Source organism: Clostridium sp. AM27-28, from assembly GCF_003480955.1.
Taxonomy (GTDB): Bacteria; Bacillota; Clostridia; order Lachnospirales; family Lachnospiraceae; genus Otoolea; species Otoolea fessa.
The window spans coordinates 1-17,482 of record NZ_QUJT01000002.1 but is presented as its reverse complement, the minus strand read 5'-3'; the positions used below and the strand labels follow the sequence as shown (position 1 = coordinate 17,482).

The window sequence follows — 17,482 nt, the reverse complement described above, 5'->3', positions numbered from 1 at the left end:
CAGCAGCGGAGCAATGCGGTCAGAAGTATGCACTATACCATGTAACTAAACAGCAAAATATACTCTATTACGCTCGTATGGCTTTATGCCGTCCGGGCGCTTTTTTGTCCCTATGGAGCCGAAACATCGGGTCAGCATGGCCCGAACTTTATCCCCGATGTCGCTCCCCGTCGCCCCATTCAGATTTACCAAAAAAATCTGAATGGAGGAAAGGCAGATGGAAGTTACCATCAATTATAACGGACAAGCTGTGGCTGTGGAGGTCACGCTGGAAGTCTATGAATTTCTTGACCGGGCCAATCACAAAACGGAGAACCTGTTCCATGAACAGCGGCGGCATTGGGATGGCCGGGAGTTTGACGAGTACATCATTACCACCGAGGGTGTAGGAGCCTACGGCGAAACGCCGGAAGAATACCTTTGCCGCATGGAAACGCTGCATGAGCTGATGGCTGTTCTGGACACCTGTACCGAGGCCCAGCGCCGCCGGTTCCTGCTCTATGCGCTTGACGGGCTGAGCCTTGCAGAGATCGGTGTGCTGTGCGGCTGCTCCAAAGTGGCTGTGTATCAAAGTGTGGAGGCGGTCAGAAAAAAATTTATAAATTTCTTTGAGAACAGGCTTAACGAATGACCTGTTTTCTGGCTACCAAGTGAAAGGGATCATTTCCCTTATCTCAGCGAGGGGCGGACAGCGGACGAGCTGCCCGCCTCTCCGATTTTCAGGAGGTAAGCCTATGAAAACAATCAATCTGCGGTGGATGTATCCCCACTACCGGCATGACGAGTTTGTGGATGTTACGGACGAGGTATGGGCAGCGATGTATCAGGCCAAGCGGGAGATGGAGAACTATGAGCGTCGGAAAGTCTACCACCGCGCCTACTACTCTCTGGACGCATACAGCTGGCTGGAAAATTACGCGCTGGAACACAGCAGATCGCCGGAAGATATTTTGCTGGAACGAGAAGAAATGACCACCCGCCTGCACCTGATTGCAGCTCTGCCGGTGGCTCTGGCTCATGCCACTCCGACACAGGCCCGCCGTGTTCACGCCTACTACATTGCTGGTATCAAGCAGCCGGAAATCTCCCGGAGAGAGGGCGTCCACAGCAGCAAGGTCAGCGTTGCCATCCGTCGGGGGCTACGGAATATGCGCCGCTGCTATGATGACTTTTTTCAAACAGAGTGAGGGCATGCCTATGCAGACCATCAATCTCAAACAATATTATCCATTTTGCAAAGAGGACATTTGTGTGGAGGTGTCCGATGAGATCGTCGAAGCGTTTCTTCTGGACAAGAGAGCCGAGGCCGCCAGAGATCGCAAGATGTTCCGGTATAAGGCGTTTTATTCCCTCGATTGTAACGATGGAATCGAAAATGCCGCCATCGGCTGGGCGCAGCCATCGCCGGAGGACTACCTGATAGAAAAAGAAGAATTAGCCGAATACGAAGAACTGATACGGCGATTGTATGAAGCCATTTCCTCCCTGCCGCCTATGCAGGCTCGCCGTGTTCACGCCCGCTATATACTGGGTATGAAAGTGAAAGATATTGCCGCAATGGAGGGTATCACGCCAGCACAGGCGGGAAAATCCATCCATGCCGCACTGCGGAGACTGCGCCGGTACTTTGCTCGACAGAAATGGACGGTCAATCTATGAGTATTTCCAAAGAAAAGAGGTGCCTGACATGAACGAAAAAATTACAGCCCACCCACAAAAGAAGAACGGGAGAAAGTCCTGAAGGAGATTCGGCAGCTTGAAAACCGAAAGAAGATTTTGGAGAACAAGCAGCGCAACGAGGAACGCAAGGCCCGTACCCGCCGCCTGATTGAACGCGGGGCCATTTTGGAGGGCGTTTTTTCTCTGGCCCCCGACCTTCCCGGCGTAGAGGTCAAGGCGTTCCTGATTGCCCTGTCCCATCTTCCGGGGGCGGCGGAACTGGCCGCAAAACTGCCGAAATCTGGGGACAAGCCGTAAGTCCCTTGTTTACAAGGGCGCACTTATACACCGTTGCCGGTGTCGTGCGCCCTGCCGGGAGCTGTTGCGTACTTCGTCCGCGATGGGGAGCTACACTCCCCAAACCCCTTGTGCGCCCCGCGCAGCTAAACACCCGCTTCGCGTCTGTTCGGCTCCACGGAGCCTGAAATATCCCCGCCGAAAGGAGGTGCCACCCATAGATTTTTGTCATATCCCCGTCAGTATCATCAAGCGCAGCGAGGGCCGTTCTGCCGTTGCCGCAGCTGCTTACCGCAGCGGAACCAAGCTGACAAATGAATGGGACGGAATGACCCACGACTACACCCGGAAAGGCGGCATTGTCCATGCGGAGATCATGCTGCCTGCCCACGCACCGCCGGAATTTGCAGACCGATCTATCCTCTGGAACAGCGTGGAGCAAATCGAGAAAGCAAGGGACAGCCAGCTTGCCCGCGAGATTGAAGCAGCCCTGCCCCGTGAACTGTCCGGCGAACAGCAGCTTGCCCTTGTGCGTGCCTATGTGAAGGACAACTTTGTAGACAAAGGAATGTGCGCCGACTTTGCTATCCATGACAAGGGAACCGGCAACCCTCATGTCCATATCATGCTGACGCTCCGGCCTCTGAAAGAAAATGGACAGTGGGGCGCAAAGTGCCGCAAGGCATACGATCTGGACGAGAATGGACAGCGTATCCCGGATGGGAAAGGCGGTTGGAAAAATCATCGTGAGGATACAACCGATTGGAACGATAAAGGAAATGTGGAGATTTGGCGGGCAGCGTGGGCAGCCTACACCAACCGGGCGCTGGAATCTGCCGGTAGACCGGAGCGCATTGACCATCGCAGCTATAAGCGGCAGGGCATTGATAAGATTCCCTCTGTCCATCTGGGGCCAGCCGCCAGCCAAATGGAAAAGCGCGGCATCCGCACCGACAAGGGCGAAGTAAACCGGCAGATCGCTGCCGACAACAAGCTGCTGAAAGAAATCAAAGCCCGCATTACCCGTCTTTATCGCTGGTCGAAAGACGAAGCGGAAAAACCACAAACACAGCAAAGCAGCTTGACCGCCTTGTGGGAGGCCCAGCAGCAGTTGAACGCTCCCCGCACCCGCACCGGCAAAATCCGGGCTTTGCAGGAAAGCGCTGCACTATTCAGCTTTTTGCAGGCAAACGGCATCCAGTCTATGCAGCAGCTTCATGAAAAAATCGCTGATATGAACAGCCGTTACTATGACCTGCGCGGAAAGATCGTCAAGGCCGAGCGCCGGATCACTACCCTTACCGAGCGCGGGGAGATGTGGAAACAGTACAACCAGTACAAGTCCATCCACAAACAGCTTGCCAAAGTAAAGCCGGAAAAACGGGAACAGTTTGAGCAGTGCCACAGCCGGGAACTGATCCTCTATGACGCAGCGGCCCGGTATCTAAAAGAACTGAAAGACAGCGGTGAGGCAATCACCCCGAAGGCATGGCAGCGGGAAATTGACCAGCTGGCCGCTGGAAAGCAGACGGACACGCTTGCCATGAAATCCATGCGGGAGGATTTAAAAGCAGTGGAACGGCTCCGCAAAACCGCCGAGCAGCTGTCCAGACAGGAACGGGACAAGCCTCACGACCGGGAGCCGGATCGGTAAAGGATACTGCATTTTGGCATACCCCTGTCAAGTGCGTCGCATTTCACGACATACTTTTGCACACAGAAAAACCGCCGTACAGGTTTCCCCATACGGCGGCAGACTGTTTATTTGCCGAACAAGTCGCTGTGTGTGCCGGTGCGGGCCAGCGTCAGCACCAGAACATCATCTTCTATGCGGTAGACAAGCAGCCAGTCCGGGAGAATGTGACATTCCCGATGGCCTGCCCAATCGCCGGACAGGTCATGGTCACGGTTCTTATCCGGCAGCGGTTCGCCCATCGCCAGCAACGCTACGACCTGCTCCAGCAGTTCGATCTTCAAGCCACGCTTGATGGCTCGTTTGTAGTCTTTTTTGAAACTGGTCGTGTACTTGACGGTATATTTGGTTTCTTTCATCTTTTCAGGTCAGCAAATAACTCGTCAAGGTCATTGTAGCCCTTTACAGACGGGTCTTTTGCAATCCTTTCCGCTTCCAGCATGGCAGCAACCGTTTCTTTGTTCGGCTGTTCCAGCCTTACTTCAAAGGGAATGCCGCCTTCACGAAGCGACTGGCGCACAAAGATGTTAAACGCCGTAGTCAGGTTCATGCCAAGTTCAGTAAACAATGCGTCCGCCTGCGCTTTCAAATCTGCGTCCATGCGGATACTGATGTTTGTGGTATTTCCAGCCATACGATCAACCCCTTTCTGCTGACAATTATAGTATATGCCATTTGCACGAAGAAAACAATACTTTGCACGAATATTTAACAATAAATTCATTTAAGGAGGTTACCGACTTTATGAAAGAAATCATTTATGAAGAACAATAAGTCTGAACCTATCCCCGTCATGGATTACCGCCAGTACCGCAGAGTGCGGAGGCTGGTGCATGAGTGCTGTAACTACATCGACGGAAACTGTATCGCCCTGGACGATGGGGAGGAATGTGTCTGTGTCCAGTCTATTTCCTACTCCCTGTTGTGCAGGTGGTTTCGGACGGCGGTATTGCCGCAGGATAAGGAACTGGAAACGGCGCTGTTCCACCGGCTGAATGCGAAGAAATGCGCCGTATGCGGGGCGCTGTTTACCCCCGGTTCTAACAGGGCCAAATACTGCCCGGAATGTTCCACTCGCATGAAGCGGATCAACGCCGCAAAGCGCAAGCGGAAACAACGGGAGAAATGTCACGCTTTAGGGGCTGAAAAACCCTTGTAAATCAAGGCTTTTTTCGAGGGTGTCAAAGGCAGGCTGATAGATTTATCCTCCGACCCCTAAAACGGCCATAAAATGCGTACAGAATCCCAAGAGAAACCCCAAGGAGGAACCCTATGTCAGACAACCGAAAATATTATTACCTGAAACTCAAAGAAAACTATTTTGACGATGATTCCATCGTGCTGCTGGAAAGTATGCAGGATGGTGTGCTGTATTCCAACATTCTGCTCAAGCTGTATCTGAAATCGCTGAAACATGGTGGACGGCTTCAACTTGACGAGGACATTCCTTACACGGCGCAGATGATCGCCACCATTACCCGCCAGCAGATCGGCACTGTGGAGAGAGCCTTGCAGATCTTTTTGAAGCTGGGCCTTGTGGAAGTGCTGGACAGCGGCACCTTCTACATGAGCAATATTGAACTGCTGATCGGCCAGTCCTCTACCGAGGCCGAGCGAAAGCGGGCTGCAAGGCTCCAAAATAAGGCTCTTTCTGCGCCCCGGACAAACGGCGGACATTTGTCCGACATTCGTCCACCAGAGATAGAGATAGAGTTAGAGAAAGAGATAGAGATAAAGAGAGAGATAGAGAAGGGACGCTCCGCCCGCGCCTATGGCCGTTACCAGAATGTTTTCCTGACGGACGAGGAACTGGCAGACTTGCAGGCCAGCTTTCCCACTGTATGGGGCCAGTACATCGAAAAGCTGTCCGAGTACATGGCTTCTACCGGCAAGCGTTATCAGAGCCATGCAGCCACCATTCGGCGCTGGGCCGGTGAGGACGCGAAAAAGGCGGCCCCGCCCACCCGCAACCGGGATTACAGCGTAAAGGAGGATGAAACTGTATGATTGAGATTACCGCAGAAATCCGGGCGCTGATCGACAAGGCAGCTGCCGGTGTGGAATTGGCCGGGGACGAGTATATAGACCCGTCAGACGGGCTCATTCACTGTAAGAAATGCGGCGGCCAGAGGCAGACCGTTGTGCCATGCTTCGGGAAATCCGGCTACTTTATGCCCCGCTGCATCTGCCAGTGCCAGCGGGAGGCTGAGGAGCAGCGCAAGGCTGCTGAAGAACGGCAGCGCTGTATGGAGCGTATCAAACGCCGAAAGGCACAGGGCTTGCAAGACCGTTATCTGTATGACTACACATTTTCCAATGATAACGGGCAAAACCCATTGATGGACAAGGCTCACGCCTATGTGGAGAACTGGAAAGAGGCATATAAGAGCAATATCGGGCTTTTGCTATTTGGAGATGTGGGAACCGGCAAGTCTTTTTTCGCCGGATGTATTGCCAATGCTTTGCTTGACCGGGATGTGCCGGTGCTGATGACGAACTTTCCCACCATTCTGAACCGCCTGACCGGGATGTTCTCTGAGGACAGGTCAGAGTTTATTGCCAGCTTTGATGAATATGACTTGCTTATCATTGACGATCTGGGAGTAGAGCGCAGTACCGAATATGCTATGGAGCAGATGTTTTTCGTCATTGACAGCCGCTATCGCAGCCGCAGACCCATGATTATCACAACAAACTTGAAACTGTCCGAGCTGAAAAACCCGCCTGATCTGGCCCACGCCCGTATCTATGACCGTATTCTGGAACGGTGTGCGCCGATTCTCTTTGACGGGAAGAATTTCCGGGAAGAAAATGCCGGTGCTACACGACAGGCAGCAAAAGACATTGTAAACAGTAAGCACGACTGATTTTTTACCGGGTGGCACAGACCCGTTCGGAGAAAGGAGCGCCATGAACAAAGAACCCCGTACTATGCAGGTGTCAGACGCCGCTACTGCGTCCAGAGCGCCGGAAAACACGCCAGCGATGGTAAAGAAAATCGGTAAGACAACCTACAAGGTTCATGTCCATTTCAGCAATACCAGCACAGAAACCATGAGCGATAAAATCAAGCGTATGCTCAAAAATGAAATTCAGCAGATGTGAAAGACTGATAAACGAAGCCGCCTTGTGCTAAACTGATGATGGTACACGCCAAAACTTTTAGCCAAGGAGGACATGAAAATGCTGTACACAGAAAAAGAGAAGCATGAAATTGAACGAGTAAAGGAGGTCTTTGCGGAACATCTGCGGCAAAGCCCTGATTTTGAACTGCTCTGGTCGGACAAGGTAGGCTATGTCTGGCTGGCGATTGGCGTCAATCCAGTCTATGTGGATACCGGTATCAGAATCGAATCAGCCGCCGATCTCTGCGGCAGGTGTTTGGATGATGTTGCTACGGATGTTTTATATATGACAGGCAACGATCATGCACTGGAAGCAGCCGATCCGCTGGAATTGGCCGAAATCAAGCGGCGCTGGGAGCCATATATCAACCAGCTGCCAGACTATGCGTATCTCTGCAAAGACCTGCTGAACGGAAAAATGTAATCTATCAAACGAGGTGTCAGGAGCCATACGGTGCTTCTGGCACCTTTTTTGTAGATTTTTGTGAATTTGATTAAAAAGTCCTTGACAATTTGTCTCCGGCAAAACGGCAAAGTCAATCCTTATTTCTTGCGGTGCGCGTCTTGCCCCTTTTGATATAGAGGAACTCCGGGAACTCATGTCCTATGATGAATTGGAACTTGATACATTGGGCGACAGGAAAACCGCGCTTTTCCTCATAATGAGCGATACCGACGACACCTTTAATTTTGTTATCGCTATTCTGCAATCGCAGCTTTTCAATTTGCTTTGTGATAAAGCGGACGACGAATACAACGGCAAATTGCCTATTCATGTCCGGTTTTTGCTTGATGAATTTGCCAACATCGGGCAGATACCCCGCTTTGATAAGTTAATTGCGACCATTCGCAGCAGGGAAATGTCCGCTTCTATCATTCTGCAATCGCAGAGCCAACTAAAAGCCATTTACAAGGACGCGGCAGAAATCATACTTGATAATGCCGACAGCACCTTGTTTTTGGGAGGACGTGGGAAAAATGCAAAGGATATTTCGGATAACTTGGGACGGGAAACAATCGACAGTTTCAATACTTCCGAAAATCGCGGCACGCAGGTTTCTCATGGACTTACTTATCAAAAATTAGGAAAGGAGCTGATGACACAGGACGAAATAGCAGTTATGGACGGTGGGAAATGTATTTTGCAGCTACGCGGTGTGCGTCCCTTTTTAAGCGACAAATACGACATCACGAAACACCCGAACTACAAATACCTTTCCGACTTCGACAAAAGAAACGCTTTTGACGTGGAACGGTATATGTCTACCCGTCCGGCAATCGTAAAGCCCGATGAAGCCTTTGACATATACGAAATAGATTTGTCCGACGAGGACGCAGCCGCCGAGGAATAACGGCGGCATTTTCATTTTCAACAACTTTTTTTGAGCCGCACAGCGGCAGAAAGCGAGGTTTATATGGAGTTTTTCAACAGCGCAGTTGGTGTATTGCAGACTTTGGTTATCGCGCTTGGCGCAGGTCTTGGCATTTGGGGTGCCATTAACCTCATGGAGGGTTACGGCAACGACAATCCGGGCGCAAAGAGCCAGGGCATGAAGCAGTTCATGGCTAATTAAAGGGAACAAAAAGAAAGGAAAAGCCAATCCAGACGGTATCAGCGGCAGGCTACAAGAATAAATTGTGATTTCACAAGATTGGTGCTATAATAAGAGAAAAGTTCCTGCCGGGGCAGCCGCTCCGGTGGTATGGATAGAAAGGCAGGAAAACAATATGCACATCAGCTATAAACCACTCTGGCACACACTGTTAGAGCGTGATATGAGAAAAGAGGATTTAAGGCTTGCCGCTGGTATGACAACAAATATGATTGCCAACATGAGCAAAGAGGGAAAGCACATCAGCATGGATACATTAGCCCGTATCTGTGAAACGCTGAATTGTGAGATTACCGATGTGATTGAGTTAGTACCAGACGAGCCTGCTTCCACAGGAGGTAAGGAACATGAGCGAATTGAAACCAAGAATAAAAGAAAACGGAATTGATTATATCCTTGTTGGAGATTACTACATCCCGGACTTGAAGTTGCCGGAGGAACACCGCCCCATCGGAAAGTACGGACGGATGCACCGGGAATATTTAAGAGAAGTCTGCCCAGCCAGATTACACACATTGACCCTGACCGGGGAATTGTGGACATATCTTGCAGACCTGAACGAACAGGCACAGAAACGGTTAGACACCATCATGGAGCAGATGAAAGCTGCCGAGGGCGTGACCGAGGAATTGAAGCGTACCCGTCAAATGGAATGGGTGCAGCGTTGCAATAACATTCACAACCGGGCAGAAGAAATTGTTTTACATGAGATGATTTATTCATAACGGTATGGTAGAATGATTATTACAAATTAGAAGTTGTAAAGGAGACTTTGTATGGGTAGAAAAGAAATAACAACAAAAGAAGATTTAATGAAAGTAATAGAATTATTCGAAAATACTGGAATTACATACTGGTTGGATGGCGGATGGGGTGTAGATATTTTAGCTGGTAAACAAACAAGAATTCATAGAGATATAGATATAAATTTTGATGCTCAACATACGGAAAAATTGTTAAATGTGCTTTTGAATCTGGGCTATAAAATTGATACAGACTGGAAACCGGTTAGAATAGAGTTATATAGTGATGAACTTGGTTACTTAGACATTCACCCGTTCGTTTTAAGTGAGGACGGAACTTCAAAACAAGCTGATTTAGAGGGTGGCTGGTATGAGTTTGAAAAAGATTACTTTGGTAGTGCTTTTTTTGAAGGAAAAACAATTCCTTGTATATCCTTAAAAGGCCAAAGAGTTTTCCATTCAGGTTATGAATTAAGAGATAAAGATAAGCATGATATTTCAATTCTTGAAAGTTTATCAAAATAACATTGCTGTAATTTCTAAGATAAATTCCACTTTATCGCTTTGAAATTTTAACTGAATAAGTATAGCACCAACCGCTGCTACATGGAAGCAAACACAACCATGCAACAGCGGTTTTTCTTTACCGTTTTTTCCTTTGACTGATAGGAGTTCCTGTTTTCTTTGATTTTTGTAGAATCCGAATGAGCCAGCGAAATTCTTCGTCTGACAGATTTTTATAGTTGATGCCGAGCTGCTTGCAGTAAAGGACAACCAGCTTTTCATCCCGACTGCCCTTGAAATTTTCAACCGCTTCCAAATTTTCTTTCAATTCATCGGCAACGGTGGTCTGGGGCGCACTCTCGCTGTCCTTTTTGTGGGCTTCCCGAATATCCCGGATAATGAGATTGAGGTCATCAAGAACCATGTGGCTGAAATATTCATCATCGCTGATATGGGCGGCTTGCAGCACTTTCAAATGCGGGTCGTCTTCGCCGGGGCGATACCGTTCAATGATTTCATGCCGGACAGTATCGACAAGGGCGTTGAGGTTTTGAATCTGCATGGTGGCAATCCCATCTACATAAATCTCAATGTCCGCAAGAAACTTGATAAAGTCCTTATGAGTGGCAAGCTCACAGAGCAGACGGTTGTTAATCCGACCGCCTTTCAGAAGTGCCACCATCTCATCATTCAAATGCAGCTCTGTTAGTGGCGTGTTGATCTGCTCCCGGTTCTCTGTCCGGCACAGCAGATAATCAACGGAAACCCCATAGAAGTCTGCCAGCGTGATAAGGTTGCCATGATTGATTTCCTTATAATCCTCTTTTTCATAACTGCCAAGAGCTGATTTGGAAATGCCCGTCAGCTCTGATAATTCTTCCAGATTTAAGCCTTTGTCCTTGCGGAGTTCCCAAAGGCGTTCCTGTATGCTTGTCGCTCCTTTCATGGGCGCACGCTCCTTTCCGGCGGTTTCATTACTGCCGCTTAACTGGATTATATCATACTTTCCGCAATCGTGGAAATTTCTGATTTTTACCCTTAATTCCTACTTTGTGGACATACGGCACAGGGCACAAAAATGTTCTATGATACAGGTAGTTCATCGATGGATTATTCCAATCGAATGACCAGCCTGTGTGGGATATGCTTCCCCGGCGATGTAGCGCCATGACTTTTGGCAGGGATGTGGAGGAACCCTGACCGAAACGAGCGTACCAAAGGGAGCGATACGCCGCTGTGAGATTCAGGGGAGGAACGACACCGGGGAGAACTGGCGAACTGATACCGAAATGATACCGAAACACGACAATCTGATAGGGGGATAGTCTACCCTATTGCTGATACTTCTGGAGATTTTAGACGGCTCTATGACCGTAATTTTGCCGAAAATCGCCCCGAAACTATACACTAAAACGGGAGGAAACGCAATATGCCGAGAATGAGCAAAAAGAGGAAGCATGAGCTTTCTTTTTACCTCAATGACCGGGGGCGTGTCACTTACAACGAATTATGCCGGAAATGCAAGCATGGGTGCAAGCAGAGCTTCCGGGCGGTTGTGGTTGACTGCCCCCGTTATTTATCCAAAAGAGCAAAGAAAAAGGAGGAACACACCGAATGAATTTTGAATTTATGACGATAGGCACACCGTTGCCGCCCTGTATGCCCTTTCCCAGAGCGTTGACAGGATTTCCAGTCAGCAGCACCGCAAAGGTCATGTACTGCCGGATGTTGGACGCTATGCTATCCAACGGACAGGAGGACGAGAACGGAATCCTGTTTATCTGCTTCCCTGTCACAGCCATTGCCGCAGTCCTGTCCCGCAGCCCCATGACGGTCAAGCGTTCTCTGAATGAACTGGAAACCGCCGGACTGATCATGCGAGTGCGTCAGGGCGTTGGAGAACCAAACAGGATTTATGTGCTGATACCGGGAAAGGAGGACGCTGCCCTTGCCTGATACCTCAAAGCTGGAAAAGCTCAACCGAGAGTTGGAAAAGAGTGAAAAGAAACTGCGGAAAGCCATCAATGATGAAAAGGCATTGCAGCACCAGCTAAAGCAGCTTACCCGAAAAGAACGGACACACCGGCTCTGTACTCGTGGCGGTATGCTGGAAAGTTTTCTGCAAGAGCCGGAACGCCTGACAGATGATGATGTCATGCTGTTGTTGACACTCATTTTTCACAGGCAGGACACGCAGGAACTATTGAAGAAACTGCTGGAACGTGAGAAGCCGGAAACCCCTTAGTTTACTAAGGGCGCAATTATACACCACCCAAAGGTTGGTGCATTGCGTTCTCCGAAGGCTCCTTGCCGGAGGGCTGTGATTTTTCGCAGTCATGGTCTGCTCCAAATCATACAGGGGACGCTACGCTTCCCCTGCGCTGGCTACCGCCAGCTACCCTTTTGTGGACTTGTCATCTGGGGACACCTTGCGTTGCAAGCTGTTCCCAGCCGACAAGTTTCATAAAATATGCTATCTTTTCGATAGGCAATAAAGTATAATAAAGTCAGCAATAAATCGGAATTTTACGGTCAGTAAGGAATGCGTAAAGTTATATGATTGTATTATAAGCGATTTGTTAAATTTTTATAACCACTTGTATTTGCCTGCGATTTATGGTATAATATTTTGAAATTTAGAAAGAGGTGGGAAGATGATTAACTTTTCTTGCAAATAAAATCAAAATATGCGGTAGTGCTATACTTTGGCATTATTGTGTCTATTGCAAGAAAGTTATATGTCTATCTTACTCAATATAGTGCTGTTGCCACTTTTGCTTAGTGGTGTTATTTTATGCTATGACGAGCTGCAAGGATAAACTTTCTTGTGGCTCTTATTTTGTTTTGGAGGTGCTTTATGAATAGTGCAGAACAGATAGTTACACATGATTCACTCCGTATAGTGTCGGTTCCTTTTGGTGAAATCTATACGTAGTAAACATTCACCGAACCGACTTTGTATCGTATGACATGCAAAGGAGGATAATATTTATGTCAATGATTAAAATTGAAAACCTTACGTTTTCATATCCGACAAGTTATGATAATGTTTTTGAAAATGTCAGTTTCCAGGTTGATACCGATTGGAAGCTTGGTTTTGTGGGCAGAAACGGACGAGGTAAAACAACCTTTCTGAATCTTCTGCTTGGGAAATATGAGTATAGTGGAAAAATCCTATCATCCGTACAGTTTGATTATTTTCCTTATCCCGTTTCAGATAAGAATCGTATTACAGAGGATATATTGCAGGAGATTTGCCCACTTGCGGAAGAATGGGAACTTATGCGAGAACTTTCTTATCTTGATGTTGATGTCGATGTGCTTTGGCGACCTTTTGAAACACTTTCCAACGGAGAGCAGACAAAGGTTTTGATTGCCGCTCTTTTTCTTAATGAAGGGCATTTCCTACTGATTGATGAACCTACCAACCATTTGGATGCCAAAGCGAGAAAAAGTGTGGCGGCATATCTGAAAAAGAAAAAGGGATTCATCTTAGTTTCTCACGATCGTCGCTTTCTTGACGATTGTGTTGACTATATTCTATCGATTAACCGAGCGAATATCGAAGTGCAAAGAGGAAACTTTTCATCATGGATGTCAAATTTTGAGCGACAGCAAGAATTTGAACTGGCTCAGAACGAACGTTTGCAAAAGGACATCAGACGATTACAGCAGTCGGCAAAACGCGCTGCAGTATGGTCTGAACGTGTAGAAGCTTCCAAAATTGGGGCAGCAGATAAAGGTTATGTCGGTCATAAAGCCGCCAAAATGATGAAGCGTTCAAAATCTATAGAAGCGAGACAACAACAGACAATCGAACAAAAATCAGCATTGCTGAAAAATATGGAAACCGCAGAAGCCCTCAAGATACAACCGCTTAATTACCATACAGATTTGCTTGCATCATTATCGAATGTAGTAGTTTATTATGATGGCATTTCAGTTTGTGAACCCGTTTCGTTTGAAATAAGACAGGGAGAACGCATTGTGCTTGATGGAAAGAACGGCAGTGGCAAAAGTAGCCTGTTAAAGTTGGTAGTCGGGCAGTCCATAGATTATACGGGTACAGTAACACTTGGCTCTGGGCTTGTAATTTCTTATGTGCCACAGGATACATCGTATTTATGTGGAACCCTTTCCGAGTTTGCAGAAGAAAACAACCTTGATGAAAGTTTGTTCAAGGCAATTCTTAGGAAAATGGACTTTGAGCGTGTACAGTTTGAAAAGGATATTAAAGACTTTTCTGGCGGGCAAAAGAAGAAAGTCCTAATTGCGAAAAGCCTTTGTGAAAAGGCACACTTGTATGTATGGGATGAACCGCTCAACTTTATTGATGTGTACTCACGTATGCAGATTGAACAACTCATAACGGAGTTTGCCCCGACCATGCTCCTGGTAGAACATGACAGTGTTTTTCGAGATACTGTGGCAAGTAAAATTGTGAATATCTAAATTGGTTCTTCCGCAATTTTACGTTTTTCGCTTTAATAAAAATGGAGAATGCTGATTTACACTGGCATTCCAGTATTGAAAAATTACAAAATACGGATAATTGCGTAAGAACCTCTAAATTAAAATAATTGTATGGGTTAATTCCAGCTTTACAGAGACTCAAATTCCAGTTTGTAGAATTAAGAAAATCGTAATTTGTGGAGGTAAAATATAGATGAATCAAGGTAGAATTATTGTAATCACAGGTGCGCCGGGGACAGGAAAAACTACAACGGCATCTGCTGTTGCAAAAGAATCAGATTTGGAAAAGTCTGTGCATATGCACACAGATGACTTTTATCATTATTTGAGTAAAGGGGCAATACCACCGCATTTGCCAGAATCAAATGAGCAAAATTTGATTGTCATTGAAGCGTTTTTAGAAGCTGCGAAGCGATATGCTCGTGGTGGATATGATGTAATTGTTGACGGTATTATCGGACCGTGGTTTTTAAAGCCGTGGCAAAGTCTTGTTCGGGAACATTATGAGGTGCATTATATTATTTTAAGGGCAAGTAAGGAAGAAACCTTGAAGCGAGCTGTTGAACGCTCAAAGTTAGACCGAAAGACAAATATCGAATTGGTAGAAACCATGTGGGAGCAATTTTGCAATCTGGGAATATATGAATCGAATGTTATAGATACGACCACTTATTCCATTCAAGAAACTGTTTCCGCAGTACAAGAAAAAATCGCAAGTAGGGCAGCGTTGTTGTCTTAGATTGTTTTGGTGCAATTCCAGTTTGTTAGCTTTACATCGGGTCAACTTGTCCCGAACTTTTACAACTAAATACCCGCCGCTCACACAGTGGCACACCGAGCAGGAAATCTGAAAAAGGTCTCCTGCTTTTTTTCTGCCCAAAATGAGGTGGTAAAACGCCACCCCATCCACCAATTAGCGAAAGGAGGGACACGAAATGCCTTGTCCACACAACGAAATCACGATTGTTCAGCGCAGCCAGCGGCAGTCTGCGGTTGCCGCCGCTGCTTACCAAAGCGGCGAAAAGCTGTTCTGTGAATACGACCAGCAAGTAAAGCACTACCCGGAAAAGCGTGGTATCGTCCACAATGAAATCCTGCTCCCGGCAAATGCTCCACAGGAATATGCAGACCGCAATACTTTATGGAATGCCGCCGAAGCGGTGGAAAAGCAATGGAACTCCCAGCTTGCAAGGCGGTGGGTGCTTACCATTCCCAGAGAGATACCGCCCGACCAGTACGCTGTCCTTGTACGGGAGTTTTGTGAACAGCAGTTTGTTTCCAAAGGCATGATTGCTGATTTTGCCATCCATGACCCCCATCCGCCGGGACACAATCCCCACGCCCATGTCCTGCTGACCATGCGGGCAATGGATGAACATGGAAAATGGCTTCCCAAGAGCCGCAAGGTTTATGACCTTGACGAGAATGGGGAACGGATAAAGCTGCCGTCCGGCAGGTGGAAAAGCCACAAGGAGGATACGGTGGACTGGAACGACCAGAAGTATTGTGAAATCTGGCGGCATGAATGGGAGGTTATCCAGAACCGCTATCTGGACGCCAATGACCGCCCGGAGCGTGTGGACTTGCGTTCCTATGCCAGACAGGGGCTTGATATAGTCCCCACTGTCCATGAGGGGACTGCTGTCCGGCAGATGGAAAAGCGAGGTATCCAGACGAATATCGGCAACCTGAACCGGGAAATCAGAGCCGCCAACCGCCTGATGAAGTCCATCCGGCAGCTTATCCAAAACCTCAAAGGCTGGATTACCGAGCTGGGAGAAAAACGGAAGGAGCTGCTTGCACAAAAAGCGGCGGAGGAAGCGACACTTCTTCCCAATCTGCTGATGAAGTATATGGAGATACGAAAGGAAGAACGGAAGGACTGGACAAGGGCTGGACAGAACCGGGGAACTTCACAGGACTTAAAGGCAGTCAGCGAAGCCCTGTCCTATCTCCGGCAAAAGGGGCTTTCCACTGTGGAGGACTTAGAAGCGTTTCTGGAATCTTCCGGGAAATCAGCCGCAGATTACCGCAATCAGATGAAGCCAAAGGAAGCCCGCAGCAAAGTGATTGACGGGATTCTTGCCAGCCGGACAGACTGCAAGGAATGTAAGGCTGTCTATGAGAAGTACCAGAAGATATTTTTTAAGAAAATAAAGGGGAAATTCAAACAGGAACACCCGGAGGTTGCCCGGTATGAGAAAGCCGCTGACTACCTTGCCAAGCACCCGGACGATAAGGATAAAACGAAAAATGAGTTGCAACAGGAGCAGGAAACGCTTCTCAGCGAAATCGCAGAGCTGAAAGTACCACTGACCGAGGTACAGGAGGATTTGAAGAAGCTGCGGGACATCCGCTACTGGGTACGGAAAGCCACACCCGGCACAGAGGAAAGCAAAGAGCCGCCCAAGAAGCAGCCCATCAAAGAAGTCTTGCAGGATAAGACTGACGAGAAAAAAGCACAAAGAACCGCCCCGGCACAGGAGAAACACAGACAACAGGATATGGAACTTTAACAGGCACTTGCCATTTTCAATTAGAGAATGTCAGGTGCTTTTCTTTTTTCAAGGAGGGATAGATTTGAATGTATTTGAAGCTGTGAAGCAGTCCGTCACAACAAGACAGGCTGCGGAGCATTATGGAATCCATGTAGGTCGGAACGGGATGGCTTGCTGCCCGTTCCATAACGATAAAACCCCAAGCATGAAGCTGGATCGGCGTTACCACTGCTTCGGCTGCGGTGCGGATGGGGATGTGATTGATTTTGCCGCCGCCCTGTATGGGCTGGGAAAGAAAGAAGCCGCCGTACAGCTGGCACAGGACTTCGGGCTTTCCTATGAGGACTGGAAACCGCCGGGAAAGGTAAAAAAGCCCAAGACCCGGCAGAAATCCCCGGAGGAACAGTTTCAGGAAGCAAAGAATCGCTGCTTCCGTATTCTTGCCGATTATCTCCATCTGCTGATGGCATGGAGAACGGACTACGCCCCGCACTCCCCGGAGGAAGCCTTTCATCCCCGGTTTGTGGAAGCCTTACAGAAGCAAGCCCAAGTGGAATATCTGCTGGATGTGCTGCTGTTCGGGGAAACAGAGGAAAAAGCGGATTTGATTACGGACTACGGAAAGGATGTGATACAGCTTGAACAGCGAATGGCAGAACTTGCAGCCGCAGACGCAGCAAGAACTAAAAAACACTATGAACGCCATGCAGCCGCCCCAGAGCGTTGAGGAAATCAAGGCGGGGCTGGAAACCACCGAGAAAGGCGGTGTCCGTCAGAGCATACGGAACTGCCTGACCGTATTCCAACGTGACCCTCTGCTTTCAGGGGCTATCGCATACAACATCCTGACTGACCGCAAGGACATCATAAAGCCCAT

23 protein-coding genes and 3 pseudogenes are annotated in these 17,482 nt (G+C 48.2%); 23 read left to right on the top strand and 3 right to left on the bottom strand.

The window, feature by feature from the left end; all coding sequences use genetic code 11:
• Positions 1–217: 217 nt before the first annotated feature.
• The 5 genes from DW720_RS02780 to mobQ (DW720_RS02760) all read left to right on the top strand — a co-directional run bounded on the left by DW720_RS02780 (position 218) and on the right by mobQ (DW720_RS02760) (position 3,610).
• Positions 218–631 (top strand): sigma factor-like helix-turn-helix DNA-binding protein, encoded by a 414-nt coding sequence (locus tag DW720_RS02780; RefSeq protein ID WP_118316720.1) that lies wholly within the window; start codon positions 218–220, stop codon positions 629–631.
• A gap of 103 nt (positions 632–734) precedes the next feature.
• Complete coding sequence (locus DW720_RS02775) at positions 735–1,187, top strand: RNA polymerase subunit sigma-24 (protein WP_118316719.1); 453 nt, start codon at positions 735–737, stop codon at positions 1,185–1,187.
• 10 nt (positions 1,188–1,197) lie between these two features.
• Positions 1,198–1,659, top strand: a complete 462-nt coding sequence (locus DW720_RS02770; RefSeq protein WP_118316718.1) for a sigma factor-like helix-turn-helix DNA-binding protein — start codon at positions 1,198–1,200, stop codon at positions 1,657–1,659.
• A 78-nt stretch (positions 1,660–1,737) separates the two neighbouring features.
• Positions 1,738–1,977 (top strand): DUF3847 domain-containing protein, encoded by a 240-nt coding sequence (locus DW720_RS02765; protein WP_118316717.1) that lies wholly within the window; start codon positions 1,738–1,740, stop codon positions 1,975–1,977.
• Positions 1,978–2,164: 187 nt separating this feature from the next.
• A complete protein-coding gene (mobQ, locus tag DW720_RS02760; protein ID WP_118316716.1) occupies positions 2,165–3,610 on the top strand; it encodes a MobQ family relaxase in 1,446 nt (481 codons plus the stop codon).
• 107 nt (positions 3,611–3,717) lie between these two features.
• Here the strand turns inward: mobQ (DW720_RS02760) and DW720_RS02755 are convergent, their stop codons facing one another.
• Entirely contained in the window at positions 3,718–4,008 is a 291-nt protein-coding gene (locus DW720_RS02755; protein ID WP_002596328.1) for a type II toxin-antitoxin system YafQ family toxin, read from the bottom strand.
• Positions 4,005–4,283 (bottom strand): type II toxin-antitoxin system RelB/DinJ family antitoxin, encoded by a 279-nt coding sequence (locus tag DW720_RS02750; protein WP_005924829.1) that lies wholly within the window; start codon positions 4,281–4,283, stop codon positions 4,005–4,007. The genes DW720_RS02755 and DW720_RS02750 overlap by 4 nt, the downstream gene beginning before the upstream one ends.
• 126 nt (positions 4,284–4,409) lie before the next feature.
• Here DW720_RS02750 and DW720_RS02745 point away from each other — a divergent pair, with 126 nt between their 5' ends.
• The 10 genes and pseudogenes from DW720_RS02745 (at position 4,410) to DW720_RS02700 (ending at position 9,655) form a co-directional block, all read left to right on the top strand.
• The gene (locus DW720_RS02745) at positions 4,410–4,808 is read left to right on the top strand and encodes a cysteine-rich VLP domain-containing protein (protein ID WP_117499034.1); all 399 of its coding nucleotides are present in this window, start codon (positions 4,410–4,412) and stop codon (positions 4,806–4,808) included.
• Between the two features lie 113 nt (positions 4,809–4,921).
• On the top strand, positions 4,922–5,656 hold the full coding sequence (locus DW720_RS02740; RefSeq protein ID WP_014081139.1) for a phage replisome organizer N-terminal domain-containing protein: 735 nt from the start codon (positions 4,922–4,924) through the stop codon (positions 5,654–5,656).
• Positions 5,653–6,516 (top strand): ATP-binding protein, encoded by an 864-nt coding sequence (locus DW720_RS02735; RefSeq protein ID WP_118316715.1) that lies wholly within the window; start codon positions 5,653–5,655, stop codon positions 6,514–6,516. Before DW720_RS02740 ends, DW720_RS02735 begins: the two co-directional genes overlap by 4 nt.
• A gap of 43 nt (positions 6,517–6,559) precedes the next feature.
• A complete protein-coding gene (locus tag DW720_RS02730; protein ID WP_104732841.1) occupies positions 6,560–6,754 on the top strand; it encodes a transposon-encoded TnpW family protein in 195 nt (64 codons plus the stop codon).
• A gap of 78 nt (positions 6,755–6,832) precedes the next feature.
• Entirely contained in the window at positions 6,833–7,198 is a 366-nt protein-coding gene (locus DW720_RS02725) for a hypothetical protein (RefSeq protein ID WP_097771823.1), read from the top strand.
• Between the two features lie 94 nt (positions 7,199–7,292).
• Positions 7,293–8,126: pseudogene (locus DW720_RS02720) on the top strand (TraM recognition domain-containing protein); the annotation flags it as partial.
• A gap of 63 nt (positions 8,127–8,189) precedes the next feature.
• Positions 8,190–8,342: pseudogene (locus DW720_RS02715) on the top strand (Maff2 family protein); the annotation flags it as partial.
• 160 nt (positions 8,343–8,502) lie between these two features.
• Complete coding sequence (locus DW720_RS02710) at positions 8,503–8,775, top strand: helix-turn-helix domain-containing protein (protein WP_002584334.1); 273 nt, start codon at positions 8,503–8,505, stop codon at positions 8,773–8,775.
• The gene (locus DW720_RS02705; protein ID WP_002584333.1) at positions 8,735–9,112 is read left to right on the top strand and encodes a TnpV protein; all 378 of its coding nucleotides are present in this window, start codon (positions 8,735–8,737) and stop codon (positions 9,110–9,112) included. The genes DW720_RS02710 and DW720_RS02705 overlap by 41 nt, the downstream gene beginning before the upstream one ends.
• A 51-nt stretch (positions 9,113–9,163) precedes the next feature.
• A complete protein-coding gene (locus DW720_RS02700; RefSeq protein ID WP_002584332.1) occupies positions 9,164–9,655 on the top strand; it encodes an aminoglycoside-2''-adenylyltransferase in 492 nt (163 codons plus the stop codon).
• A 118-nt stretch (positions 9,656–9,773) separates the two neighbouring features.
• Here the strand turns inward: DW720_RS02700 and DW720_RS02695 are convergent, their stop codons facing one another.
• On the bottom strand, positions 9,774–10,580 hold the full coding sequence (locus tag DW720_RS02695; RefSeq protein WP_002584331.1) for a helix-turn-helix transcriptional regulator: 807 nt from the start codon (positions 10,578–10,580) through the stop codon (positions 9,774–9,776).
• Positions 10,581–11,063: 483 nt separating this feature from the next.
• On the opposite strand from DW720_RS02695, the gene DW720_RS02685 reads away from it, so the two are divergent.
• The 8 genes and pseudogenes from DW720_RS02685 to DW720_RS02650 all read left to right on the top strand — a co-directional run.
• Complete coding sequence (locus DW720_RS02685; RefSeq protein WP_002584330.1) at positions 11,064–11,252, top strand: hypothetical protein; 189 nt, start codon at positions 11,064–11,066, stop codon at positions 11,250–11,252.
• A complete protein-coding gene (locus DW720_RS02680; protein ID WP_002584329.1) occupies positions 11,249–11,590 on the top strand; it encodes a DeoR family transcriptional regulator in 342 nt (113 codons plus the stop codon). The genes DW720_RS02685 and DW720_RS02680 overlap by 4 nt, the downstream gene beginning before the upstream one ends.
• Positions 11,583–11,879 carry a DUF3847 domain-containing protein gene (locus DW720_RS02675; RefSeq protein ID WP_002584328.1) on the top strand — a complete coding sequence of 99 codons (297 nt, stop codon included), beginning with the start codon at positions 11,583–11,585 and terminating at the stop codon, positions 11,877–11,879. The genes DW720_RS02680 and DW720_RS02675 overlap by 8 nt, the downstream gene beginning before the upstream one ends.
• 746 nt (positions 11,880–12,625) lie before the next feature.
• Positions 12,626–14,086 carry an Lsa family ABC-F type ribosomal protection protein gene (locus DW720_RS02670; RefSeq protein WP_002584327.1) on the top strand — a complete coding sequence of 487 codons (1,461 nt, stop codon included), beginning with the start codon at positions 12,626–12,628 and terminating at the stop codon, positions 14,084–14,086.
• 214 nt (positions 14,087–14,300) lie between these two features.
• Positions 14,301–14,846: an AAA family ATPase gene (locus DW720_RS02665; protein WP_002584326.1), complete on the top strand. Its 546-nt coding sequence runs from the start codon at positions 14,301–14,303 to the stop codon at positions 14,844–14,846.
• 196 nt (positions 14,847–15,042) lie between these two features.
• Positions 15,043–16,623: a MobQ family relaxase gene (gene mobQ, locus DW720_RS02660; RefSeq protein ID WP_002584325.1), complete on the top strand. Its 1,581-nt coding sequence runs from the start codon at positions 15,043–15,045 to the stop codon at positions 16,621–16,623.
• A gap of 64 nt (positions 16,624–16,687) precedes the next feature.
• A complete protein-coding gene (locus DW720_RS02655) occupies positions 16,688–17,332 on the top strand; it encodes a CHC2 zinc finger domain-containing protein (RefSeq protein ID WP_118749247.1) in 645 nt (214 codons plus the stop codon).
• Positions 17,301–17,482 (top strand): annotated as a pseudogene (locus DW720_RS02650) (virulence-associated protein E); the annotation flags it as partial. The gene DW720_RS02655 and the pseudogene DW720_RS02650, both read left to right, overlap by 32 nt.

Bases quoted from the DNA above. Each gene is read 5' to 3' on its own strand.
- DW720_RS02740 (WP_014081139.1), top strand. From the start codon at position 4,922: ATGTCAGACAACCGAAAATATTATTACCTGAAACTCAAAGAAAACTAT.
- DW720_RS02770 (WP_118316718.1), top strand. From the start codon at position 1,198: ATGCAGACCATCAATCTCAAACAATATTATCCATTTTGCAAAGAGGAC.
- DW720_RS02705 (WP_002584333.1), top strand. From the start codon at position 8,735: ATGAGCGAATTGAAACCAAGAATAAAAGAAAACGGAATTGATTATATC.
- DW720_RS02670 (WP_002584327.1), top strand. From the start codon at position 12,626: ATGTCAATGATTAAAATTGAAAACCTTACGTTTTCATATCCGACAAGT.
- DW720_RS02725 (WP_097771823.1), top strand. From the start codon at position 6,833: ATGCTGTACACAGAAAAAGAGAAGCATGAAATTGAACGAGTAAAGGAG.
- DW720_RS02750 (WP_005924829.1), bottom strand. From the start codon at position 4,283: ATGGCTGGAAATACCACAAACATCAGTATCCGCATGGACGCAGATTTG.
- DW720_RS02735 (WP_118316715.1), top strand. From the start codon at position 5,653: ATGATTGAGATTACCGCAGAAATCCGGGCGCTGATCGACAAGGCAGCT.
- mobQ (WP_002584325.1), top strand. From the start codon at position 15,043: ATGCCTTGTCCACACAACGAAATCACGATTGTTCAGCGCAGCCAGCGG.
- DW720_RS02775 (WP_118316719.1), top strand. From the start codon at position 735: ATGAAAACAATCAATCTGCGGTGGATGTATCCCCACTACCGGCATGAC.
- DW720_RS02700 (WP_002584332.1), top strand. From the start codon at position 9,164: ATGGGTAGAAAAGAAATAACAACAAAAGAAGATTTAATGAAAGTAATA.
- DW720_RS02780 (WP_118316720.1), top strand. From the start codon at position 218: ATGGAAGTTACCATCAATTATAACGGACAAGCTGTGGCTGTGGAGGTC.
- DW720_RS02665 (WP_002584326.1), top strand. From the start codon at position 14,301: ATGAATCAAGGTAGAATTATTGTAATCACAGGTGCGCCGGGGACAGGA.
- DW720_RS02680 (WP_002584329.1), top strand. From the start codon at position 11,249: ATGAATTTTGAATTTATGACGATAGGCACACCGTTGCCGCCCTGTATG.
- DW720_RS02695 (WP_002584331.1), bottom strand. From the start codon at position 10,580: ATGAAAGGAGCGACAAGCATACAGGAACGCCTTTGGGAACTCCGCAAG.
- DW720_RS02685 (WP_002584330.1), top strand. From the start codon at position 11,064: ATGCCGAGAATGAGCAAAAAGAGGAAGCATGAGCTTTCTTTTTACCTC.
- DW720_RS02730 (WP_104732841.1), top strand. From the start codon at position 6,560: ATGAACAAAGAACCCCGTACTATGCAGGTGTCAGACGCCGCTACTGCG.
- DW720_RS02710 (WP_002584334.1), top strand. From the start codon at position 8,503: ATGCACATCAGCTATAAACCACTCTGGCACACACTGTTAGAGCGTGAT.
- DW720_RS02755 (WP_002596328.1), bottom strand. From the start codon at position 4,008: ATGAAAGAAACCAAATATACCGTCAAGTACACGACCAGTTTCAAAAAA.
- DW720_RS02745 (WP_117499034.1), top strand. From the start codon at position 4,410: ATGAAGAACAATAAGTCTGAACCTATCCCCGTCATGGATTACCGCCAG.